Origin of the sequence: Desulfosporosinus orientis DSM 765, assembly GCF_000235605.1 — a bacterium.
Classification (GTDB): Bacteria; Bacillota; Desulfitobacteriia; order Desulfitobacteriales; family Desulfitobacteriaceae; genus Desulfosporosinus; species Desulfosporosinus orientis.
On record NC_016584.1, the window covers coordinates 1,333,879 to 1,355,738 of the forward strand.

The 21,860-nt window shown below is 42.6% G+C and carries 21 protein-coding genes; 16 read left to right on the forward strand and 5 right to left on the reverse strand.

What is annotated here, in order from left to right; translation table 11 throughout:
* Positions 1 to 32 precede the first annotated feature (32 nt).
* The gene (locus tag DESOR_RS06310) at positions 33 to 1,940 is read left to right on the forward strand and encodes a molybdopterin biosynthesis protein (RefSeq protein WP_014183772.1); all 1,908 of its coding nucleotides are present in this window, start codon (positions 33 to 35) and stop codon (positions 1,938 to 1,940) included.
* A 49-nt stretch (positions 1,941 to 1,989) separates the two neighbouring features.
* Here the strand turns inward: DESOR_RS06310 and DESOR_RS06315 are convergent, their stop codons facing one another.
* Complete coding sequence (locus DESOR_RS06315) at positions 1,990 to 3,972, reverse strand: (Fe-S)-binding protein (RefSeq protein WP_014183773.1); 1,983 nt, start codon at positions 3,970 to 3,972, stop codon at positions 1,990 to 1,992.
* Between the two features lie 480 nt (positions 3,973 to 4,452).
* Here DESOR_RS06315 and DESOR_RS06320 point away from each other — a divergent pair, with 480 nt between their 5' ends.
* Positions 4,453 to 5,616, forward strand: a complete 1,164-nt coding sequence (locus DESOR_RS06320; protein WP_014183774.1) for an iron-containing alcohol dehydrogenase — start codon at positions 4,453 to 4,455, stop codon at positions 5,614 to 5,616.
* 243 nt (positions 5,617 to 5,859) lie between these two features.
* Here DESOR_RS06320 and DESOR_RS06325 read toward each other — a convergent pair whose 3' ends face one another.
* Genes DESOR_RS06325 through DESOR_RS06340 form a run of 4 tightly spaced genes read right to left on the reverse strand, consistent with a single transcriptional unit; the run spans position 5,860 to position 9,184 of the window.
* A complete protein-coding gene (locus tag DESOR_RS06325; protein WP_014183775.1) occupies positions 5,860 to 6,576 on the reverse strand; it encodes an ABC transporter ATP-binding protein in 717 nt (238 codons plus the stop codon).
* Position 6,577: 1 nt separating this feature from the next.
* A complete protein-coding gene (locus tag DESOR_RS06330; protein ID WP_014183776.1) occupies positions 6,578 to 7,279 on the reverse strand; it encodes an ABC transporter permease in 702 nt (233 codons plus the stop codon).
* 37 nt (positions 7,280 to 7,316) lie between these two features.
* Positions 7,317 to 8,219, reverse strand: coding sequence for an ABC transporter substrate-binding protein (locus tag DESOR_RS06335; protein ID WP_014183777.1), 903 nt, complete (start codon positions 8,217 to 8,219; stop codon positions 7,317 to 7,319).
* A gap of 50 nt (positions 8,220 to 8,269) precedes the next feature.
* Positions 8,270 to 9,184 carry a helix-turn-helix transcriptional regulator gene (locus tag DESOR_RS06340; RefSeq protein WP_014183778.1) on the reverse strand — a complete coding sequence of 305 codons (915 nt, stop codon included), beginning with the start codon at positions 9,182 to 9,184 and terminating at the stop codon, positions 8,270 to 8,272.
* A 376-nt stretch (positions 9,185 to 9,560) separates the two neighbouring features.
* Here DESOR_RS06340 and speD point away from each other — a divergent pair, with 376 nt between their 5' ends.
* The 14 genes from speD (at position 9,561) to hemC (ending at position 21,805) form a co-directional block, all read left to right on the forward strand.
* Positions 9,561 to 9,938 (forward strand): adenosylmethionine decarboxylase, encoded by a 378-nt coding sequence (gene speD, locus DESOR_RS06345; protein WP_014183779.1) that lies wholly within the window; start codon positions 9,561 to 9,563, stop codon positions 9,936 to 9,938.
* 261 nt (positions 9,939 to 10,199) lie between these two features.
* Entirely contained in the window at positions 10,200 to 10,967 is a 768-nt protein-coding gene (locus DESOR_RS06350) for a polyprenyl synthetase family protein (protein WP_014183780.1), read from the forward strand.
* 15 nt (positions 10,968 to 10,982) lie between these two features.
* A complete protein-coding gene (locus DESOR_RS06355) occupies positions 10,983 to 11,837 on the forward strand; it encodes a UbiA-like polyprenyltransferase (protein WP_014183781.1) in 855 nt (284 codons plus the stop codon).
* A 22-nt stretch (positions 11,838 to 11,859) separates the two neighbouring features.
* On the forward strand, positions 11,860 to 12,540 hold the full coding sequence (locus tag DESOR_RS06360) for an FO synthase (protein ID WP_014183782.1): 681 nt from the start codon (positions 11,860 to 11,862) through the stop codon (positions 12,538 to 12,540).
* Entirely contained in the window at positions 12,512 to 13,594 is a 1,083-nt protein-coding gene (gene mqnC / locus DESOR_RS06365; protein ID WP_042330881.1) for a cyclic dehypoxanthinyl futalosine synthase, read from the forward strand. The genes DESOR_RS06360 and mqnC overlap by 29 nt, the downstream gene beginning before the upstream one ends.
* A 4-nt stretch (positions 13,595 to 13,598) precedes the next feature.
* Positions 13,599 to 14,366 carry a twin-arginine translocase subunit TatC gene (tatC, locus tag DESOR_RS06370; RefSeq protein WP_014183784.1) on the forward strand — a complete coding sequence of 256 codons (768 nt, stop codon included), beginning with the start codon at positions 13,599 to 13,601 and terminating at the stop codon, positions 14,364 to 14,366.
* A 13-nt stretch (positions 14,367 to 14,379) separates the two neighbouring features.
* Positions 14,380 to 14,742, forward strand: coding sequence for a twin-arginine translocase TatA/TatE family subunit (locus DESOR_RS06375; RefSeq protein ID WP_014183785.1), 363 nt, complete (start codon positions 14,380 to 14,382; stop codon positions 14,740 to 14,742).
* 7 nt (positions 14,743 to 14,749) lie between these two features.
* Positions 14,750 to 15,718 carry a polyprenyl synthetase family protein gene (locus DESOR_RS06380; RefSeq protein ID WP_014183786.1) on the forward strand — a complete coding sequence of 323 codons (969 nt, stop codon included), beginning with the start codon at positions 14,750 to 14,752 and terminating at the stop codon, positions 15,716 to 15,718.
* A 171-nt stretch (positions 15,719 to 15,889) separates the two neighbouring features.
* Complete coding sequence (locus tag DESOR_RS06385) at positions 15,890 to 16,495, forward strand: TetR/AcrR family transcriptional regulator (protein WP_014183787.1); 606 nt, start codon at positions 15,890 to 15,892, stop codon at positions 16,493 to 16,495.
* A 127-nt stretch (positions 16,496 to 16,622) separates the two neighbouring features.
* Positions 16,623 to 17,936, forward strand: coding sequence for a cytochrome c biogenesis ResB family protein (locus DESOR_RS06390; protein ID WP_042330884.1), 1,314 nt, complete (start codon positions 16,623 to 16,625; stop codon positions 17,934 to 17,936).
* A gap of 15 nt (positions 17,937 to 17,951) precedes the next feature.
* Complete coding sequence (ccsB, locus tag DESOR_RS06395) at positions 17,952 to 18,833, forward strand: c-type cytochrome biogenesis protein CcsB (protein ID WP_014183789.1); 882 nt, start codon at positions 17,952 to 17,954, stop codon at positions 18,831 to 18,833.
* A gap of 112 nt (positions 18,834 to 18,945) precedes the next feature.
* Positions 18,946 to 19,584 (forward strand): precorrin-2 dehydrogenase/sirohydrochlorin ferrochelatase family protein, encoded by a 639-nt coding sequence (locus tag DESOR_RS06400; protein ID WP_014183790.1) that lies wholly within the window; start codon positions 18,946 to 18,948, stop codon positions 19,582 to 19,584.
* A complete protein-coding gene (gene hemA, locus DESOR_RS06405) occupies positions 19,560 to 20,897 on the forward strand; it encodes a glutamyl-tRNA reductase (RefSeq protein ID WP_014183791.1) in 1,338 nt (445 codons plus the stop codon). The genes DESOR_RS06400 and hemA overlap by 25 nt, the downstream gene beginning before the upstream one ends.
* The gene (gene hemC, locus DESOR_RS06410) at positions 20,894 to 21,805 is read left to right on the forward strand and encodes a hydroxymethylbilane synthase (RefSeq protein WP_014183792.1); all 912 of its coding nucleotides are present in this window, start codon (positions 20,894 to 20,896) and stop codon (positions 21,803 to 21,805) included. Before hemA ends, hemC begins: the two co-directional genes overlap by 4 nt.
* Positions 21,806 to 21,860: the final 55 nt, after the last annotated feature.

Here is a 21,860-nt window from a genome sequence, read left to right on the forward strand (position 1 = left end):
AAATTGTTAGGAAACGGGGAGGCAATAGAAAAGTGGAACGCCAAATATATCTTGAAAACAGAGCTTGGCAAGATGGACTGGCCTTGATGATGGAAAAGCTCGCTGAGCGCAGTGTACCGAAAAATGAGTTTGTTGATGTGCGCTCAGCCCTGCACAGAATCACGGGTACAATTATCCGTTCCAAAAGAAGTTCACCGCATTTCGCCGCCTCGGCGATGGATGGCTATGCAATTCGAGCTAAGGATACTCATGGGATTTCGGAGCGGGAGCCTCATTGGTTAGAACTTGGTATTCAGGCCATTCAAGTTGATACCGGGGACCCTATACCAGAGGGAATGGACGCCGTTGTCATGATTGAAGAAGTCTTGGAACTAAGTGAGAAGGGAATCTTACTTCAGGCTCCGGTCGTACCTTGGAATCATGTCCGACCAGTAGGGGAGGACATTGTGGAAGGGGAAGTGCTTCTTCCCATTCATCATCGTATTCGCCCCCAGGATCAGGGAGCACTGTTGGCAGCTGGATTGTTAGAAGTTGAAGTCCGGATTAAACCGCGGGTGGGTATAATTCCGACGGGGGATGAAATCCGTCCGCCGGAGGCCACCCTTCAGGTAGGAGATATTGTGGATAGTAATTCTACGGTCCTGGCCTCCTTGGTTGAGGAATGGGGCGGAACTGCGACTATTTCGCCGATCATCCCGGATCAACCCCAGTTGCTAGAGGAAGCAATACTCAAGATGGCCGCATCACAGGATATTCTGGTGATCATCGCAGGATCCTCACAAGGGCGGGATGATTATACATCTCAGATGGTTCAGAAGTTCGGGACACTTTATTTGCATGGAGTAGCAATTAAGCCCGGCAAACCAGTGGTTTTGGGAGAGGTTCAAGGAAAGCCTGCCATCGGCATCCCCGGTTACCCAGTATCCGCCTATTTGACGGCCCATTTATTCTTAGAACCATGGGTCAAGCATTTGCAGGGGCTTAGTAAAGACTCACAGGCTTCCCTGAATACCATTATCAGCAAAAAGGTCTTCTCCTCTTTAGGTAGTGAAGAATTTGTGCGAGTTAAAGTAGGAAGAGTCGGAGAACGTTGGGTTGCTGCCCCATTGAGCCGAGGGGCTGGCGTGACAATGAGTCTCGTCCGAGCGGATGGGATACTAAGGGTCCCTCGCTTACAGGAAGGGTTTCATGAGGGTGAAACAGTACCTGTTGAACTTTTAAGGCCTGTTTCGGAGTTGGAAGATACCCTTGTCTGCATTGGATCTCATGATCTGACCTTAGACGTTTTAAGCAGCCATATGAAGGCTCGAGGTGGGCAGGGAGGTATAGCCTCAGCTCATGTAGGGAGTTTAGCTGGAATTTTGTCTCTGCGCAAAGGGGAAGCGCATTTTGCGGGGATTCACTTGCTAGATCCAGAGACGGGGGAGTATAATCGCTCGTATTTGCAGCGGTTTTTACCGGGCAGAGATGTAGCTTTGATAAATTTAGTGTATAGAACCCAAGTTTTAATTGTACCAAAAGGAAACCCGCTGAATATTAAGACTCTGGAGGACTTAGTTAAGCCAGGGGTTCGATTTATTAATCGTCAGGGGGGGTCTGGTACTCGGGTGCTTTTAGATTATCTGCTCCAGAAGAAAGGCATAAGCAAAGAGGAAATTTTGGGGTATGAGCGCGAGGAATTTACCCACTTAGCGATTGCTGTGGCGGTTGCCTCGGGAGCAGCTGATGTAGGGCTGGGTATTCAAAGTGCTGCGGAAGCCCTAGGGCTGGATTATGTGCTCGTTGGAGAGGAACGTTATGATCTGGTTGTTCCGAGGGAATATCTGGACGAACCCCGCATGAAAGCAATGATTTCCGTTATTCAAAGCAAAGCTTTCCAAGAGGATGTGATGGCTCTCGGCGGATACGATGTCCGGGAGACGGGGAAATTTCTGACTTAAAAATTAAGACCCTATGGCAGACTTTAATAAGCCTCCTTAGGGTCTTTATCTATAGTGCTTTATACACAATTTCTGCAATGTCCAGGCTTTCAATCTCTGCATCAGAACTGCTTATAGCTTCTGTCAGCGTTTTTAAACATAAAGAACAGGCGCTGGCCAATACATCAGGCTTATTTTTTAAAGCGTAAGTGACAAGTAGGTTACCGATCGCATGCTCATGGCTATCTTCCATCCAGATTCGGCCTCCGCCAGCGCCACAACAAAAGGCTCGAGAGTAATTATTTTTCATCTCAATTAATTGGAGCCCTGGAATAGAGGCTAACACGTCTCTGGGAGCCTGATAGATGTTGTTATATCTCCCTAAGTAACAGGGATCATGATAGTTAACTCTGAGGTTATTGTTAAGCTGCGGTTCTAGCTTGCCAGATTTTATTAGCTCTAGGATAAACTCAGAATGGTGCATCACCCGGTAATGTCCCCCGAACTGAGGATAATCATTTTTAAGAGTATTGTAACAATGGGGACAGTGAGTCACTATGGTTTTGAATTTATGCTGGTTTAAAAACGTAATATTTTCAAGAGCTAACTGTTGAAAGAGTTTTTCGTTCCCAAGACGCCTTACTGAATCGCCGCAACATTTTTCTGCCTTACCCAAGATGGCGTAGTTGACCCCTGCTTTTTCTAATAGTCTAAACATTACCTGCGAGACATTCGTATTCCGGTCTTCATAAGAACCTAAACAACCTACCCAATATAGGATATCTGTCTGTTTTTTCTCACGAATAAGGGGGATTTGCAGCTCTCTATCCAAATAGTACTTGCTGTCTAAGTTTAATCCCCAGGGATTCCCAATTTCGGAGATGTTTTTAAATAACGTCTGAATCTCTAGAGGATAGCTGGGGCCTTCGGGAAGCAGACTTCTTCTCATATCGACGATTCTCTTAATATGCTCTATTTGGATTGGGCATTTGTCTTCACAGAGTCCGCAGGTAGTACAAGACATTAAGGTCTCTTTTGATATTACCTTATCAATGATTGCCTGGTCAAAGACCTTGCCTTTGCGTCCCCAAAAGGACCTCTTTTCAATGGAGTGCCGTTTTAAATCTCGGATGACAACATTTGGAGATAAAGGAGCTCCGCAGATAGTTGCAGGGCAGCCTTTCAGACACCTTCTGCAGGAGATACAGGCATCTAATTCAAGAAGCTGTTTCTTGGTAAAATCTTCCAGGCGAGCAGCTCCGATGTTATTTACTTCTGTTGATAGTCTATTGACTGGGCTTAGCCCTCCGATTGGAGAAGAAGGTTTTAATAAAATGTTCAGCGAAGAAGCAATCATGTGAAACAATTTAGAATAAGGAATATAGGCAATAAACCCAAAGGCCAACAGCATATGAAAATACCATAAGTAGGTATAAACATTGAGGGCCGAAAGCTCAGACAAGCGGGATATTTGAGTGGCTGAGGAAAACAACAAACCTATAGGTGACCACCAAGCCCAGGGATCATGGGTGGTGTAAATTCTTAGGCCCTCTAAAACATAGCCTGTCAAAAGTATTGAAAAAATAAGAATCAATAAAAAAGCATCATCGAAGGTGTAATCTTCATGGTCCGGCTTATCAATATAGCGTTTGTAAGTAGCCATCCCAATTCCAATCATAGTCCAGAGACCAAATAAATCCATCAATAAGCTAAGGATTAAATAAAGTTTACCGTAAAATAGGGGAAATCCGAAATGCTCCTGAATGGCAATCACTAATGTTCCGATGGTTAAAATGACAAACCCATAAAAAACCCCTAAATGCATAAAACGGCGAAAACTTCCTTTGAAAATCTTGGCATCATGGTTCATTAAATCCTTAAAAAACATAATAAATCGTGGACCCAGGTCATCATAACCAATGGGGCGCCCTTGCAGCCAATTCCCAATCTTCTTTCGACAGCCTAGTATAAAAATAACGATGGAAAGTAAGGCGAAAAAATACATGATGCTCTTTCCATTGGTATTCCAAAACAGCTCTCTGGTCGCTTCCATAGAAAAGCCTCCATTGATTACTTGTCGCTACCGTATCAAAGCACCATCCCAAATCATCATGGGAGGTGCTTTTCAATTAATAATCTAGGATGGGTCTGGTACAACTTGAATGGTATCGTATTCTTAACACAAGGTCAAGCTAAGAGTTATACTATTTAATTAATGCAAAGTGTCACAAAGTTATAAGCTACAAAATTAACATCAAATATTGAAATTCATTTTTAAATACTTTGTTTCCCCATATACAAAAAAGTGTTCTAAAAATTAACGCTGTTCCATTACAAAGTGAATCAAATTAGAGCAGAAGGAAACCCTTATTAAATTCAATTTTAAATAATTAGAGTATCATAAATAGAAATAAATCATTGGAAAAATAGGCTTGTGATTATTGTTACTAAAATATTTGGAATTTTGGCATAGATATTGCAATTATAAAAAATAAAATTATTAAAAAAATAAATTAATTGGGAGGAATGAAATATGTCAGTTATTCATCAAGTGTATGGTTATTACATGCCCACTGTAAATCTTATGGGAGCAGGAGCTGCTCAAGAAACAGGAAAGCAAGCTAAATTATTGGGTGGAACAAAAGTACTGTTGGTGACCGATGCCTTTCTCGAAAAAATTGGTATGGCTCAGGAGATTGCTGATATTATTGAAAAAGAGGGCCTCAAAGTTGTAATTTATGGTGGCGCTGAACCGAACCCGACGGATAAAAACGTACATGATGGATTTGATATTTATACTAAAGAAGGCTGCAATCTGATTGTCTCTGTTGGAGGAGGATCTTCTCATGACTGTGCCAAAGGAATCGGACTTGTTGCAGGAAATGGCGGCAGAATAAACGACTATGAAGGTGTCGATAAATCTCCATTGCCTATGGCTCCGATGATTGCTATCAACACCACCGCCGGTACTGCCGCTGAAATGACAAGATTTTGTATTATCACGGATTTAGCTAGGCATGTTAAAATGGCTATCGTCGATTGGCATGTAACCCCGAATGTCTCTATTAATGATCCTTTGTTAATGATGAAACAACCACCAAGTTTAACAGCTGCCACTGGAATGGACGCACTTACCCATGCTGTTGAGGCTTATGTTTCCACTGCTGCCACTCCAGTAACTGATTCAGCTGCCTTAATGGCTTTTAAACTAATTCCTAAATATCTTCGTCGTGCCGTGGCAAATGGGGATGATTTCGAAGCACGTGAACAAATGGCTTACGCTCAATTATTAGCGGGTATGGCTTTTAATAACGCCAGTTTAGGTTATGTTCACGCAATGGCTCATCAGTTAGGTGGATTCTATAATTTGCCTCATGGTGTATGTAACGCAATCCTGCTCCCCCACGTTTCACGTTTTAACCTGATTGGCAATCTCGATCGTTTTGCAGAGATTGCTGTAGCAATGGGCGAAAATATTGAAGGACTTTCTGTCAGAGAAGCTGCAGAAAAATGTTTAACCGCAATCGCTACGTTGTCTGCTGATGTTGGGATTCCTTCAGGGTTAAGCGAATTGAATGTCAAAGAAGAAGACTTAGCTATAATGGCCCAAAATGCAAAATTAGATGCTTGTCAATTTACCAATCCTCGTACTGCAACTCTTGAACAAGTAATTCAGATCTATAAGAACGCGATGTAATATAAATTATTTAAAAATAAATAATAATAAATACGCTATAGTTATTAAATGAAGCTGCTGTCCATAATGATGTCTAAGGATATTCTTTATGGGCAGCTCTTTTTACTTTGAAGAAAGAATAAAGAGAGTAAAATCTACAGAAGTAATCGCAGATCTTACTCTCTCTATTCTTTTTAAAATAGAATGGACGCTCTTGCATGGGTCAAGTGATGAATTGAAGAGTACTTAAGATTGGAGGAGTATTCAGGAGGTAAAGTGAGCGAGAAAACGGGTCACATCTCCTTGTTGGGGATTCTGTAGCAGTTCTGTTGGAGCGCCTTCCGCTGCGACTTGCCCATTGAGCAGAATCATAGCCCGGTTTGCTAAATGCGCTATATCTTTGAAATCATGGCTCACTAAGACGGTGGTTGTTTGAGTGGTTTTAAAAACTTTTGCGAGATCGACACGGAGTGCCTCTTTAGTGGGAGCATCAAGAGCAGAAAATGGTTCATCCAGAAACAAAACGTCCGGCTCTATGGCAAAGGCTCGTGCTAAGCTAACACGCTGGGCTTCTCCTCCTGACAGTGATCGGGCCAACTGCTTCGAAAGATGGATTACTCCAAATTGCTCCAGCCAATAGTCTACCCGTTGCTTAATGGTTTCCTTAGAGACACCTCGAATTTTTAAGCCAACGGCAACATTGTCAAAAACACGGGTATTCAATAAGAGGGACTCCTGAAAAACAATGGCGATTTTCCGTCGAATGGCAAGGGGAACGTTTTTTGGTACAGATTGGCCTTGGAAAAAGAGCAGTCCAGAGGTCGGAGTCTCCAAAAAAGCAAGGATTTTTAATAAACTGCTTTTTCCGGATCCATTAGGACCGATGAGACCAACACATTCGCCCGGCAATAAATGAAAATTAATACTCTGTAAAATAGTTTTATGATCCTGTTTCCAGGTAATCTCCTGAGCTTCTAGCACCTTAAGAGCCTCCTTGCTGTTTCTGTTGAAGTAGAGTTAAGCATAAGGTGGCCCCATAGGCTAATAGGCATAAAATAATACTTAAGGCAATTGCAATATCGAAGTTGCCTTTAGAGACCTCTAGGACAGTTGCTGTTGTAAGTACTCGAGTCTGCCCCTTAATATTTCCCCCTACGGCCATCGATGCACCGATCTCAGATACAATAGCGCCGAACCCGGCAATAATGGCAGCCAAAAGAGCAAAACGGATTTCGCTGAGAAGCAGCCAAATATATTGTAGGCGTGTAGCTCCCAGCGCCCGAATTTGAAGTCTTAGCTTTGGGTCCGTTTGTTGAAGAGCAGCACAGGTCAACGCGGCGATAATGGGAGAAGCAATAATTGCTTGGGCAATGATAATAGCGGTTGGGGTATAGATGATGTTTAAGAAACCAAAAGGGCCGGAGCGCCATAGAAAGATTGAAACCCATAATCCAACGACTACCGGAGGCAAGCCCATCCCAGTGTTTACGATGCTTAAAATAAAGCGCCGCCCAGGGAAGGGCTTAAGTGCTAGGAGCGTACCCAAGGGGATTCCGATAAGGAGGCTAATCAACGTTCCTGTAGTAGAAATTTTGAGGGTAAGCAACGTGATTTCGAGAACTTCAGGATCTCCAGTCAACAGGAGGTGAATGGCTGCTTGGATTCCTTCCCAGATCATTTCCATGGAGTGACATTCCCTCCTCTGCGTTGAATTATGAGTTTTACTTACCTAGGTCTTCCATCTTTTTGCCTGCATCAGGGAAGAAGAGGGCCTGGCCATATTTATCTTTTCCAAAGGTTCCGATAAGTGTTTGGGTGTCTGGGCTTGTCATAAAATCAACAAAGGCTTTAGCTCCATCGGCATTTACTTTAGGGAACTTTTCAGGATTAACTTGCATTACGTGATAAATATTTAAGAGGGACGCATCTCCTTGAAGCACGATCTCAAGTTTTAAGTTTTTCTGAGTCGCTAAGAACGTTGCACGGTCTGTTAAGGTATATCCCTCTTTCTCAGAGGTTACGGTGAGTGTTTGTCCCATACCTTGACCCGTTGCTTGATATTTATCTTCAGATGGTTTGACGTTAGCCTTGGTCCATAATGCTTTTTCCATTTTGTCTGTTCCAGAATCATCTCCGCGAGAGACAAAAATTGAGGAACTGTCAGCGATCTTTTTAAAAGCATCGACGACGGTTTTTGTTTCTTTTACTTTGGCGGGATCGGCGGAAGGGCCAACGATCACGAAGTCGTTATGCATTACAAGTTGGTAGTTGATAGCCGATTGGTTATCCACTAATTTTTTTTCAGAGGCAGGTGCATGAACTAGTAATACGTCTGCATCACCTTTTTCCCCCATGGCTAAAGCAGCTCCTGTACCGACAGCAACTGTTTTGACCTTATAGCCCGTTTTTTGTTCGAAAACAGGAATAAGGGCATCGAGTAGACCGCTGTCTTGGGTACTTGTGGTGGTAGCCAAAATCAAGTTGGGATTTGCTGGTTTTGGAGTTTCGGTTGTTTGTGGCGCTGGAGTTGTTGGGGCTGCAGTTTTTCCACAGCCGACAGCGATCAGCATAACGGCAATTATAAGCAGCGTGATACCAAAATTAAGACAATGTCTAATCTTCATTTAATTTCATTTCCTTTCCCCTCATTAATTAAGAAATTAAGAGCTTTAAACTATGTTTTTAAAATAATTTTACCGGTTAAAGAAGTGTCATACCCTTGCTGTTGGTTGATGGCCTGAATAAATCCCGGAGATCTTAAGACTTCTAGAAGTTGACGCCAGACAGGAGATTTTTCAGTTTTCCCTAAACAAACGAGATCATAGCGCTCATGAAACAGGGGAATAAAACCTAGGCCAAGCCTCTGTGCGGCTGACTTTACTCCGACGCCGACATCAGCTTGTCCGCTTGCAACAAGACAAGCGACTCCTGAGTGGGTGGTTTCTTCATTTTCATAGCCTAAAATTCGGCCGGGAGAAATTTTTGCGGATTTTAGAAAAGCATCAAGACGCAGACGGGTTCCTGATCCTTTTTGACGGTTGATAAATTGCAAACCTTCTAATGTAATGTCTTCCCAAGCCTGAAGATGTAGAGGATTGCCGGGTGCAACGATGAACCCTTGTTCTCGTTGAACTAAATTCACAATACAAAAGGATTCTCCCGGAAGAACATGCTTGACAAAAGGAATATTATAGTCTTTGGAGGATTCATCCCAAAGATGTACTCCCGAAATATCCGCTTCTCGGCGATAGAGCGCAATGAGACCGTCCATGCTTCCTTTAAAGGAAATAGAGGATTCGACGGGTATTGAAGCATGTTTGAGAAACTCAAAAAGCAATTCAACGACTGGATCATGGCTTCCGATAAAACGAAACATCGGCAAAGTGGATGAATTTTGAGTAATAGTTGATTGTGAAGTGGAACCACTAGCAGTTCCATGGAGGTATTGCTCAAGAACGGAGGGATTAATCCGAAGTTGACGGCCAATGTGGTGGGCGGGTATCTCGCCGCGTTTAACAAGCTCATAAAGAGTATATTTTGAAACTTTGAGGATTTTAGCTGCTTCTGCAGCAGTTAAGGTTTCACTCAAATAATTCACCTCCATTCATCTGAATTAAGTTTAAAATAGTTGCTCTAACTAGTCAATAAAAGATGTTGGAGTTGTTTTGGTTTAATTTGATCATGTTAGTTCTCTTGGAGTTTAATAATAAGTTACCGATGACAAGTGTCGTTACATCTTAAGGGCTTTTATCGTAGCATTCAGGGGTATAAGCTCAAAAACTGGAGTATAAGACACCAAAATTACATATATGGAGTAGAATGAATTTAGATTAGATTTTTTATTGACATCACCAAACTTTGTGCTAAAATTTAACGTGATGGAAATTTGGGGTTGGCAAGCTTTACTGGCGATAAACCCAGATTCCTTCCTGATTTTTAGTAAAAAAAGGGGGCAAAGATCACAATTGGCAAATTCTCTTGGACGTCATGTGTTGGCTGAAATTTATGGGTGCAGTTTCGACATTTTAAATGATCGAGAGAAGGTCGAAGCACTAATGGTCAACGCAGCATTAGAAGCTGGTGCCGAGGTTCGTGAGGTTGTATTTCACAAGTTTAGTCCTCAAGGGGTGAGCGGTGTAGTAGTCATTTCAGAATCACACCTAGCCATCCATACCTGGCCAGAAATCGGATACGCGGCTGTAGACGTCTTCACGTGCGGGGACAGTGTCAATCCCTGGGATGCTTGTAACTATCTAACAGACCATTTTGAAGCAGGGCATATGACAGCAACGGAAATGAAGCGTGGAATCGTTGAGGATCCAAAGGAAGCGGTAAATATTTAGGAGGGATATTTATTTTACTCCGGACTAAGTCAAGTACGGATGAAGAAGACCGGTCATTCTTTCATTACGGGTACTAGATAGACCTTGTGACTTATGAATGTGAAGTTGCAGGGTCTATTTATATTTTTTGGCTAATGTACATATTCTTTTAACAATAATGTCATATTATCAGAGTATATTGCATAAATAGGGCAGGAGATTGAATAAATATATCGAATAGATAATAGGTTAATGTCCTAATGGAAGGCAAGGAGCGATAGCATGGTTCCGGTAGATTTCAGCTTCAGAGGGAGACTGAATACAGTACAGGCGCATTTGCGCGAAGAAATCAACTTTAAGCCCTTTGGCTTTGAAGAATTAGTAAAATTAGAAATGAATGAACTCGATCAGACAGTTAATCCTGCCATAGTACTAGCCGTAAGCAGTTCTTGTGCAGATCATAACCGACAATCAGAAGCGTTAGCAGGCATTATACAATTCATTTATATGGCAAATAAAGTACATAGACTTATGAAAGATGACAGTGACCTTGCGGAAGAACTGAGACAATATCCTGTCCTCGTAGGGGATCTGTTATATGGCAAGTTTTTTCTGGAGCTCTGTCGTGAAAAGCTGTTGCTCTATTTAAGCCCTCTGGCTCAAGTTATGGGAACCATGAGTCAAGGAGGTATATCGCGATGGCTTTCTCATGGTAAAAAACTAAGCAGCAGCGAACTGCTTAAAATTATCGAGCTTGAAAGTGCCTCATTAACGGGTACAGCGGCTAGACTAAGTGCCGAACTGGCTGGTGTAGCTGTTCCCTTGCGTAATAAACTGGAGTCCTTTGGATGGGAAATGGGATTAGCATGGGGAGCTTGGAAGGAAAACATGGAACATACAACAGTCCGTTCAATTCTTAAGCGGGCTAATGATATCTTAGAGGAGCTTTCTGCAGAAGCTCAACTGGAACTACTCCCTCTCCGGGAAGTTTACCATTACTTAGTCAAGCAGCTGAACGTGGATTACAATCTTCAAGAGATGGGACTGTAGCTAACGGGGTGGAGTATGAATAAACTTAAAGTTTTTTTTGAAATGATTAAATTTGAACATACTATTTTTGCATTACCCTTTGCTTATTTAGGTGCATTTTTAGCATCAAAGGGTGTTCCAGCTGCTGGGAAGCTTTTTTGGATAACTCTGGCAATGATTGGAGCCAGAACAGCTGCCATGTCTTTAAACCGGATAATTGACCGGCACATTGACGCACGTAATCCAAGGACAGCTCAGAGAGCATTGCCGGCCGGTCAGCTCAAGGTCTATGAGGTTTACGTCTATACGATGCTCTCCTTTCTGCTTTTAGGCATTTCAGCCTATAAGCTTAATCTTTTGGCTTTATGGTTAATGCCGATTGCTGTTTTTTTTCTGGTCTTGTACTCTTACACCAAACGATTCACCTGGGTCTGCCATTTCGTATTAGGTATTTCTTTAGGATTAGCTCCGCCGGGAGCTTGGATCGGAGTTACCGGTCATTGGGCGTTGGCCCCTGTTCTTTTAGGTTTAGGAGTCATGACTTGGGTCGCCGGTTTCGATGTGGTTTATGCTTGTCAAGATGTGGAGTTTGACCGTAAAGAAGGCCTTTACTCCATTCCCGCAGTTTTTGGGGTTAAGAGGAGTTTAGAAATTTCCGCATTTCTGCATATTATAGCACCGGTCCTTTTTATTGCAGTGGGTGTGGTCATGTCCTTAAGTTGGCTCTTTTATATTGGAGTCGGAATTGCGATTTTCTTACTACTCCGGCAGCACCATCTTGTCTCAGCAGATGATCTTTCGAAAATTGGTATTGCTTTTTTTGATCTTAATGGTTACTTAAGCATTTTGCTGTTTGTTTTCTCCGTTCTGGATTTGCTTTTATTGCACTGAACATAAAGGAGGGGGGGAGATTATGCCCTCACTGTTTGCTCAAAGCGAACTTGCAGATTTGATTGATAAAGTGGAAAAAGGACAACGCCTGGATTATCATGACGGCATGCGCATGATGAAAAGTCAAGAAATTTTAACGTTGGGCTATATGGCCAATCTAATACGAGAACAAAAACACGGCAACAGAACTTACTATGTTGTCAATCGTCCTATTGATTATACGGATGTCTGCGCTTCTTTCCCGGGAAGTGAGAGGAGATCCACGGCAACGTTAGTTTACGGGGACCAAGAATCAAAGGAGAAAAGGATTGAAGGTTTAATACAAATCCGGACTCTTCAGGATCAGGCTCAAGAATTTTTCGTTTTTAGCCCGCTGCCTTTTTACAAGGGGAATCCGAACTTGGAAGGGAGTATGGGTCTTCCTCTTACTACTGGGTATGACGATCTGAAAATGCTTGCCATCTCCAGGATCCTCCTGGACAATATTGATCATATCAAAGGGTTTTGGATGTTTCTGGGCCTTAAGCTGGCACAGGTTTCTTTAGCTTTCGGAGTTGATGAATTAGATGGCACGGTTGAAGAAACAATGTCTGCTGAGGGCTTAAGTCTTAGTAAACAAGCCTTAATCAACCTGGTTACTAAAGCAGGGAGAGATGCGGTGGAAAGGAAAGTGCATGCAAACGACAACCTTAAAAATCATTGAAAAGCGTTTGGCCGGTGAGCGGTTATCAGTTCAGGAAGGAATTGATTTGCTGCAGCATGCTGATCTTCTTTCCTTGGGACAAGGTGCTGATCTTATTCGAAAACAGATGCATCCTGAAAAAGTAGTGACCTTTGTCATTGACCGAAATATTAATTATACGAATATTTGTTCCTGCCAATGTAAGTTTTGTGCTTTTTATTGTAAACCGGAAGATCCCGAAGGATATATTTTGTCACAGGACGCATTACATGCTAAAATTGAAGAAACGATTGCAGTAGGAGGAACTCAGCTTCTGATTCAAGGAGGCTTGCATCCGGATCTGAATTTAGAGTACTTTGAAAATCTGCTGCGAGATATTAAAACCCATTATCCTATTCATGTTCACTCATTTAGCCCTCCGGAAATTTGGGATCTTGCCAACAAATCGAATTTATCCATAAAGGAGGTTATACAACGCCTTCGAGATGCAGGATTAGATTCAATTCCCGGAGGAGGAGCTGAAATCCTGGATGATCGTGTCCGACACCTGATTAGTCCCAATAAAATTGGTTGGCGGCAGTGGATGGATGTCATGACTACTGCACATGAGCTGGGAATGAAAACGACGGCAACAATGATGTTTGGACATGTGGAAACCTTCGAAGAGCGAATTTTACATATGGTGCGTGTTAGGGAGGCTCAGGATCAAACAGGCGGGTTTACAGCATTTATTCCTTGGAGTTTTGCTCCGGCCAATACAATCCTTGGCGGAGAAGGAAGCACTGGGGTTGAGTATTTACGGACACTTGCTGTGGCTCGGTTGATGCTGGATAATGTTCCTAATATACAAGCCTCTTGGGTGACACAGGGAGCTAAAATGGCTCAGGTTGCCTTAAGCTTTGGCGCCAATGATTTCGGCAGCACCATGTTGGAGGAAAACGTGGTTCGGGCTGCCGGGGTGCGAACACGTGTCCCGTTACAGGAGATTATTCGTTGTATTGAAGATGCCGGCTGCCAAGCTGTGCAGCGAAATACACATTACGAATGTCTAAAGGTGTACAGGAAGGAAGTGTAGGAGGATGCGTAGGCGCAAACGAGGGATAAATGAGGCTAATATGCCGTTAATGGAACATTTAATTGCCTTACGCAAGGTGCTGGTAATATCCGCCTATGCAATCTTAATAGGTACCGTCGTTGGCTGGATTTTTAGTGATCGTATGTTTCGATATCTTGCTGCTCCTGTGGCACCGTTAAAAAATATCACTTTTGTAACAACGACGCCTATGGAACCTATGTTAGTAAAATTAAAGGTCTCTTTGATAATTGGTGTCGTACTCTCCTTGCCAATTGTTCTATGGCAAATTTGGAGTTTTGTCCTGCCTGCCTTGAAGCAAAACGAGCGGAAATATCTTTATTTAATTGTACCAAGTTCAGTGATTCTTTTTTTGAGCGGGGCATCCTTATGTTTCTTTGTTGTCTTGCCCATCGGGTTAAAGTTTCTGCTTTTTGTGGGAGGAGAGTCGATTACATCCTACACTCCTTTGCTGACGAAAACTTCTTACTTGAATTTCCTGATAACCATTCTTCTGACGTTTGGTTTGGTTTTTCAGCTTCCAATTGTTTTATTAGTTTTAATTAGATTAGGTGTCGTCAGCCCAAAGGTTTTAGCAACAAAAAGGCGCTGGGCAATTCTTATCATAGTCCTATTAGCAGTCATCGTCTCGCCAACACCAGATTTGCTTACTCAGCTTCTTATGGCGGGGCCAATGTACCTCCTCTATGAAATAAGTATCTGGTTGGGCTACCTTGTTGCTCGAAAACGGGAAAAAGAGCTGGCTCTGAAATAAAGGGGGACAAATCATGGGCATCAGTGAAATATTTTTAATCTTAGTTGTGGTTCTGATCCTGTTTGGACCTGAGGATTTGCCCGTTATTGCTCGGTCAATTGGGAAACTCGTGTTTGAAATTAGGAAAGCCACTGATGAATTAACCAAAGAATTTCAAGGTACAATAAACACTCCCACTAATATAATTAACAAAGCTTTTGAACAGACTATGTCGTCAAGTGCAGCCAAGAAGGATACCGATCCATCACCTAGTGAAACGCAGGACAGTAAAACAGACGAAGTCTTACTTTCTTACGAGGATGAAATCCCGAAAGACCCACTGGCGGAACTGCCATCAGATATGGTATCTTATGAAGAAAAGGGTGCGAGCAGGTGAATCGGTTTTGAAACAACTCTGGCTCTTCAATCAGATAAATTCAGATTTACAACGGGTTGAAAAAGAACTGACTAAATTTGTGGAGACGGGTTACCCGATTCTCCAAGATTCTGCTGTCCATTTGTTAGCTGCTGGAGGCAAACGTTTGCGCCCGGCTTTTACGCTCTTAGCCGGCAAATTCTATGGCTATCCTGTAGAGCGGTTAATGCCGGTGGCCATGGCCTTGGAGCTTATCCATATGTCCTCACTGGTTCATGACGATGTTGTTGATGCATCGATGACAAGAAGAGGCCGAGAGACGGTCAAAGCAAAATGGGGTAATATTGTTTCTGTCGAAACAGGGGATTATCTTTTGGCTAAATCTTTAGTACTCATTTCTGAAATTGATCATCCGGAAGTATCCCGTATATTAGCGGAGATCAGTGTGGAAATGTGTCAAGGAGAGATCCAGCAAATTAAATGTACATTTGATGTGGAGCAAACTCTCAAACAGTACTATTACCGTATCAAACGCAAAACTGCTTTATTAATATCAGCCTGCTGCAAATTAGGAGCTTTGGTTTCAGGTGCCCCGAAACACCAAATTTGGGCATTGGGTGCTTATGGCCATTCATTGGGTATGGCATTTCAGATTGTGGATGACGTATTAGATATTACTGCGAAACCATCTGAGTTTGGCAAACCCATTGGCGGAGATTTGCGCCAGGGAATTATGACCCTTCCTATGATTTTAGCTCTTAAGTTATCTCCGGAGCCTTCCCGATTAAAGTCTTTACTCAAGAAAACGGACAAAACGGATGATGAAGTATGGGAGACCATTGACATCATCAAATCCACCGGTGCGATTGATCAGTCGATGCAGCTTGTGGATTTATATATTGAAAAGGCTAAAAAACGTTTGTCCGATTTGCCTAAGATTCCAACTCGTAAAGCCTTAGAAGATCTGGCCGAATTTATCCGGACACGCAAATTTTAGTGGTTACAAAATTGTGCCCTGCATAAGCTGCAGGGCTTAATTTTATACTTAGCTGCCGATTTATGAATGGGTTCATTTTTATTTGACACCATAATTACAACCACTTATAATTAAAAAGTGAATGGGTTCACTTTTTTGGCTTTACCAAGTCAAATTTCTGGAGGGGTTACAATGCTTCAGGAAATAAGCAAACGAGAACTTAAAAAGTTACAAACGAGAAAGACCATATCTGAAATCGCCTTAAAGCTTTTTATTGATAAAGGACTTAATGAAACAACCGTTGCCGAGATTATGGAAAGGGCAGCCCTGGGAACTGGAACTTTTTATAATTATTTCGAATCTAAGGAAGCAATCTTAAAATACTGCCTTTCTGAAAAAATTGATCAAGCTGAACAAACCTGTGCAGACATACAGGCTTCAGCGTTAAATTCAATGGAAAAGTTGTCCCAAATTCTTCAGGTTATAGGGAAAACTCACCATCAAAATCGGCAGCTGATCAGTTTGTATATGAAATCCTATCGTAATGTGGATAAAGTTGATAAAGAGCCTCCTCACGGGTCTAGGTTTGAGGAGATTCTCTCCGGCATTATCTTAGAAGGGCAAGAGAAAAATGAGTTTAGAAAAGATATTCCTCTGGAAGTTATCAATGAGATGTTCTCCAGTATCCTTATGTCTACCATGAGCAGTAATTTAAAGCTTTCCTTTATGGACAACCTTAACTATAAGCATTCGTTGCTTCTTGAGGGAGTTGTGAAAAAGAAAGATTCATCAGCTTGATGTGTTCTGCTGCTCCCGGGGCCTTAACTTCATATCCATACTTTTTTGGGGTATAATAACATTTACGCAGTATTTGCTTGGTTTTCCGAAAAATATAAAATAACTTGACTAGAAATGGGGCGATTTAGTGAACAAACAACGCGAGGGCTTTGTGGAAGATATATGGCGAATATTCAGTTCTATGAAATTAGGGATGATATTATTAGGGTTAGTAGCTCTCGCCGCTGGAATAGGGACAGTTTTCCCTCAGCTGAATTTAGATCCGGAAAAAGCCAGAGCTGTAAACCCTGTCTGGCAGGCTCTTGGTTTCACCAAAGTTTATAGTACAATTTGGTTTCGATTATTAATGGGTTTGCTGTGTATTAATCTAATCGTCTGCAGTGCTCAGCGGTTTCAGGGAATTTATCGGCGTACCTTTGCCCTGACACCCCCAGAAAAGGTTTCAGCAGTTCCTAACAAAGTTCAGACGAAACTACGAGGCGAAGGTGACGCTCTCAAAAGTTCTGTTGAAACCGGCTTACGAAGCAGTAGATACAAGGTTATCACAAGAGCTGGGGATCAAGGCTGGAGTTTTATTGGGATTAAACGACGGTTAGGAAGTTGGGGGTCATTGATTTCTCACATTTCCTTTGTGGTATTAGTCATTGGAGCCATTTTAGGAACAACCATGGGATTTAAAGGTTTCTTTATGGCCGGCACCGGGACGACAATACCTCTTAATACCATCAATGTCTCCAGGGGACAGGTAACTCAAGATTTTAGCGTACATATCTATTCGGCTGAAGATCGATTTCTAGCCGACGGCAGCCGTGATAATTGGTATACGGATATGGGAATTATTGAAAACGGTCAAGAAGTGATACGCAAAGAGATCTCAGTGAATCATCCCCTTAGCTATAAAGGGGTTACCTTTTATCAAGCCAGTTTTGCTAATGGTGCTCGTCTGACGGTGGATATGAACGGCCAAAAGCTGCCCGTAACTCTTCAAGATCGTGGCGGGAATTACTTTCAAGCGCCGGGGACGGATTTGTACTTGCTTGCTGCCGCTATTAAGAGTGATCCGCAAAGCCCCATGGTCTACTTTCATGTTTATAAGGGAGAAAATGTGGAACCGGTGCAAACGGGACAATTAACTGCGGGACAAACTATTGACGTTCAGGGAGCATACAAGCTGACCCTCGATGGAAACGCCGGATTTACCGGTCTGCAAGTTAAACAAGATCCGGGAGTTGTGGTGGTTTGGCTGGGCTGTGGTCTCTTGTTATTTGGACTGCTGTTATCCTTCTACTGGAGAACGATCGTGGTATCAGGGGTATACCAATCTGACCAAGGGGCAGAAGGAGAACTTACCATGGGGGCGATGTCCGGCAAAGCTGTCGGTGGTCTCCAAGACGAGTTAGATCGTTTAGCTCAGGCTATTCGAGAAAATAGCGTACTGTAAGGGAGGATTAACTCTGTGAATCAGGGATTGCAAAACCTTGAAACTTCATCATTTTATGTTATGTTAATGGCGTATACTCTTTGTATGCTCTTTTATTGGGCTTGGATAGGCACTAAAAAAGAACTCATGGGACAATTTGCTACTTATCTGACGATCATTGGCTTGCTGGCGAATACATTGGCGATTATTTTACGGATGATTATTGCCGGCCGTCCCCCTCTTTCTAATTCCTTCGAGTTTTTATTAACTTTTGTCTGGGGGATTGTCTCGGTTTATTTATTCATAGAGTATCGTTACAAGCTAAGATTTCTGGGAGCTTTTGTCATGCCCGTCACTTTTTTAATTCTAATGTTTATTATCATGAGCATGGGCCCTGAAGAGCGCTTAGCCCAAGCAGTCCCGCCTGCCCTGAAAAGTAAGTGGCTTACGTTTCATGTAGTAACAGCTATGTTTGCCTACGGTGCTTTTGCCATATCTTTTGGACTGGGAATTATGTATTTGCTGAAATTAAGTGAAGAGGGTAAAGGAAAACAGGCAAATCCACAAGGGATTATTTCACGGTTCCCTGCTTTAGACACTCTTGATGAGCTATCCTATAAAGTCATTGGCTTCGCTTTTCCCTTACTGACTCTCTGCATTATCACAGGTGCTATCTGGGCAAATTACGCATGGGGTACCTATTGGTCCTGGGATCCTAAAGAGACTTGGTCCCTGATTACTTGGATTATCTATGCTGCCTATTTACATGCCAGGCTCATGTATGGATGGAAGGGGAAAAGAGCTGCTTGGATGACCGTCCTTGGTTTTGCAGCGGTGTTGTTTACCTTTTTTGGGGTTAACTACTTTTTACCGGGGCTGCATTCATACGCTAACAGCTCTCTTATCATGGCCGGTTAATAGCATTCTTATATTAGGCAATTCAAGGTTTAGCGCAGAATGGCAGGATAAATGTCCAAATAGGGCGAATTCAACATTCTAGGAGAAAAGCTGGAGAAGGTGACTATAGCTTATGTCGCAGTATTATCCCATATTTATAGACTTGCAAACTTTGCCGGTATTGGTGGTTGGAGGAGGTGGTGTTGCTCTGCGTAAAGTACAAACGCTTTTGCATCACCAAGCCTTGGTGCGAATAGTTTCTCCTCGACTGGTTCCTGAGCTTCAAAAGTTGATTGATGGCAAAACCTGTTCTTGGGTAGAAAAAGAATATTCAGCGGAAGATATTCAAGATGCCATGCTTGTTTTTTCATGTACCGAAATCGAGTCTGTCAATGCTCAAGTTTCAGAGGATGCCAAAGTTCACCATCGTTGTGTCAATGTGGTTGATGATCCGGAAAAATGCAGTTTTATTGTTCCATCGATCATGGAACAAGGGGATCTGAAAATTGCAGTGTCAACCGGCGGAAGCAGTCCGATTGTTGCCCGGCAAGTTCGGGCGGAGCTTGAAGATTTATATGGACCGGAAATGGCTGAATATCTAGCACTGCTTAAAACCTGGAGGCAAAAAGCGAAATCTGATTTGCCTTTGGAAAAAAGAAGTGTTTTTTGGAATCGTGTTACAGACGGAGAAGTAAGAAATCTAATCAAAGCCGGGCATTTAATCCAGGCGAAAGGAGTGGTCGAACAGTGTTTCCTGTCGTTATTGGATTAAATCATAAGAGTGCACCAGTGGAAATAAGAGAAAAAATGAGCTTTCACCCTTCACAAATGGTGAAGGCTTTACAAGAACTCAAAGAATGTCCAGAGATTCAGGGGGTTGTTATTCTTAGCACCTGCAATCGTACGGAAGTTTATGCTGCCACGACGGATGTAGAAGCAGGGATTGACTCTATTAAAGAGTTTTTTGCAGAGCATCACAAAATTGACGAAAATGTCCTTGAACAATATCTATACGCCCATACTTTGTATAATGCGGTACGTCATTTGTTTAGGGTAGTATCCGGACTGGATTCAATGGTTCGTGGGGAAACTCAGATTCTTGGCCAGGTTAGCAGTGCCTATCAGCAGGCCAATGATGCCGGAGTTACCAATAAAGTCATCAATGTTTTTTTTCAGACAGCCTTGGCTGTAGGAAAACGTGTGCGGACGGAAACACTCATTGATCAGCATCCTGTTTCTATCAGCTATACCGCTGTTGAACTTGCCAAACAGCAATTTGGAGAACTCAAGGGCAAAGGGATTTTAATTATGGGCGCCGGGGAAATGAGCACCCTGACAGCCAAACATTTAGTTTCTGCAGGGGCGACAACAGTTTTAGTGTCAAATCGCTCCTATGACAAAGCCGTTTTATTGGCTAAAGAATGTTGTGGCAGAGCTGTGCGACTTGATGATGTAGACCAGTATCTTAAAGAAGTGGATATTGTTATTTCGGCCACAGCTTCAAAACATTTTGTGTTACTGCCGGAACGTATGCAGGAAATTATGGAGCAGAGGAATCATCGTCCAATGCTGCTCATAGATATTGCTGTGCCTAGAGATATTCATCCTGAGGTTGGCGGAATTTCCCACATTGCCTTATTCGATATTGATGACTTGCGGGGTGTTGTTGATCGCCACCATCAAGAGCGGGAAGCTGCAGCTGTTGAGGCTGAAAGGATTATCGATGAAGAAATGGATCTATTTCTTAAATGGCATAATTCCTTGTTTGTTGTCCCTACAATTTTAGCATTACAGCAAAAGGGTGAGCAGATCCGAGACCTGCAAGTCGAGCGTGCTTTCGCGCATTTATCAGGCTTAACACCAAAACAGGAAAAAGTAGTTCGTTCCATGGCTAATTCTATCGTCAATCATCTCTTACATTTGCCGATTGTCAATCTTAAAGAGTATGCCAATACAAGTCAAGGGCATCTCTATACGGAAATACTTCAAAATTTATTTGATTTAAATGTTCGAGATGAGGCCGGACGTCCCAATTTGATGTTGAAGAAGAACCAGGAACAAGGGTTTCATAGGAGGGCTGAATGAAGAACATTCGCATAGGAACCAGGGATAGTCAACTTGCCATGTGGCAAGCCAAGTGGGTACAAAGTCAATTGACAAAGCTGTATCCCCATTTGAATTTTGAACTTGTCGCGATGAAAACAAAGGGAGATAAGATCTTAGATGTTCCTTTATCGAAAATTGGAGATAAGGGGTTATTTACGAAAGAATTGGAACTGGGATTGCTTAATAATGAACTTGATATGGCAGTGCATAGTCTTAAGGACATGCCAACCTTATTGCCTCCGGGATTAGTCATTAGTGCCTGCTGTGAAAGGGAAGAACCCAGAGATGTTTTTTTAAGTAAGAATGGCGTGCTGCTCGAAGATTTACCCTCAGGAGCAATTATTGGAACCAGCAGTTTGCGTCGGAAATCCCAACTTAAGCATTACCGGCCTGATCTTAAATTTATGGATTTACGGGGAAATCTGCAGACACGTTGGAGAAAATTACAAGAATCTGAAATGGAAGGCATCATCCTTGCTGCGGCAGGTGTAAAACGTCTGGGCTGGGAAGAGAGAATTACTCAGATCTTGCCCGAAAGCATTATGCTTTCAGCCGTTGGTCAAGGATCCATAGCTATAGAAATCGATGAGAAACGTTCTGATATTGCCGACTTGTTGTCCCTTATAAACCATACTCCCACGGAACAAGCCGTTCGTGCTGAGCGAACGATGATGCGCAGGCTTGAAGGAGGATGTCAAGTTCCCATTGGAGCATTAGGTCAAACTGTGGAGGGGGAGATTGTTCTGCGGGGAATGGTCGCCAGTTTGGATGGCACACGCTTAATTAAAGCGGATGCTAAAGGGAGCGATCCGGAAGCAGTGGGCATCGAAGTTGCCAATAAGTTAATAGAATTAGGGGCAACTTCCATATTAGCTGAGATACGTTAGAAAAATCTTTGTTACAACACTAGGATAGGGTTATTCAATTATGCTTTGGTAAGAT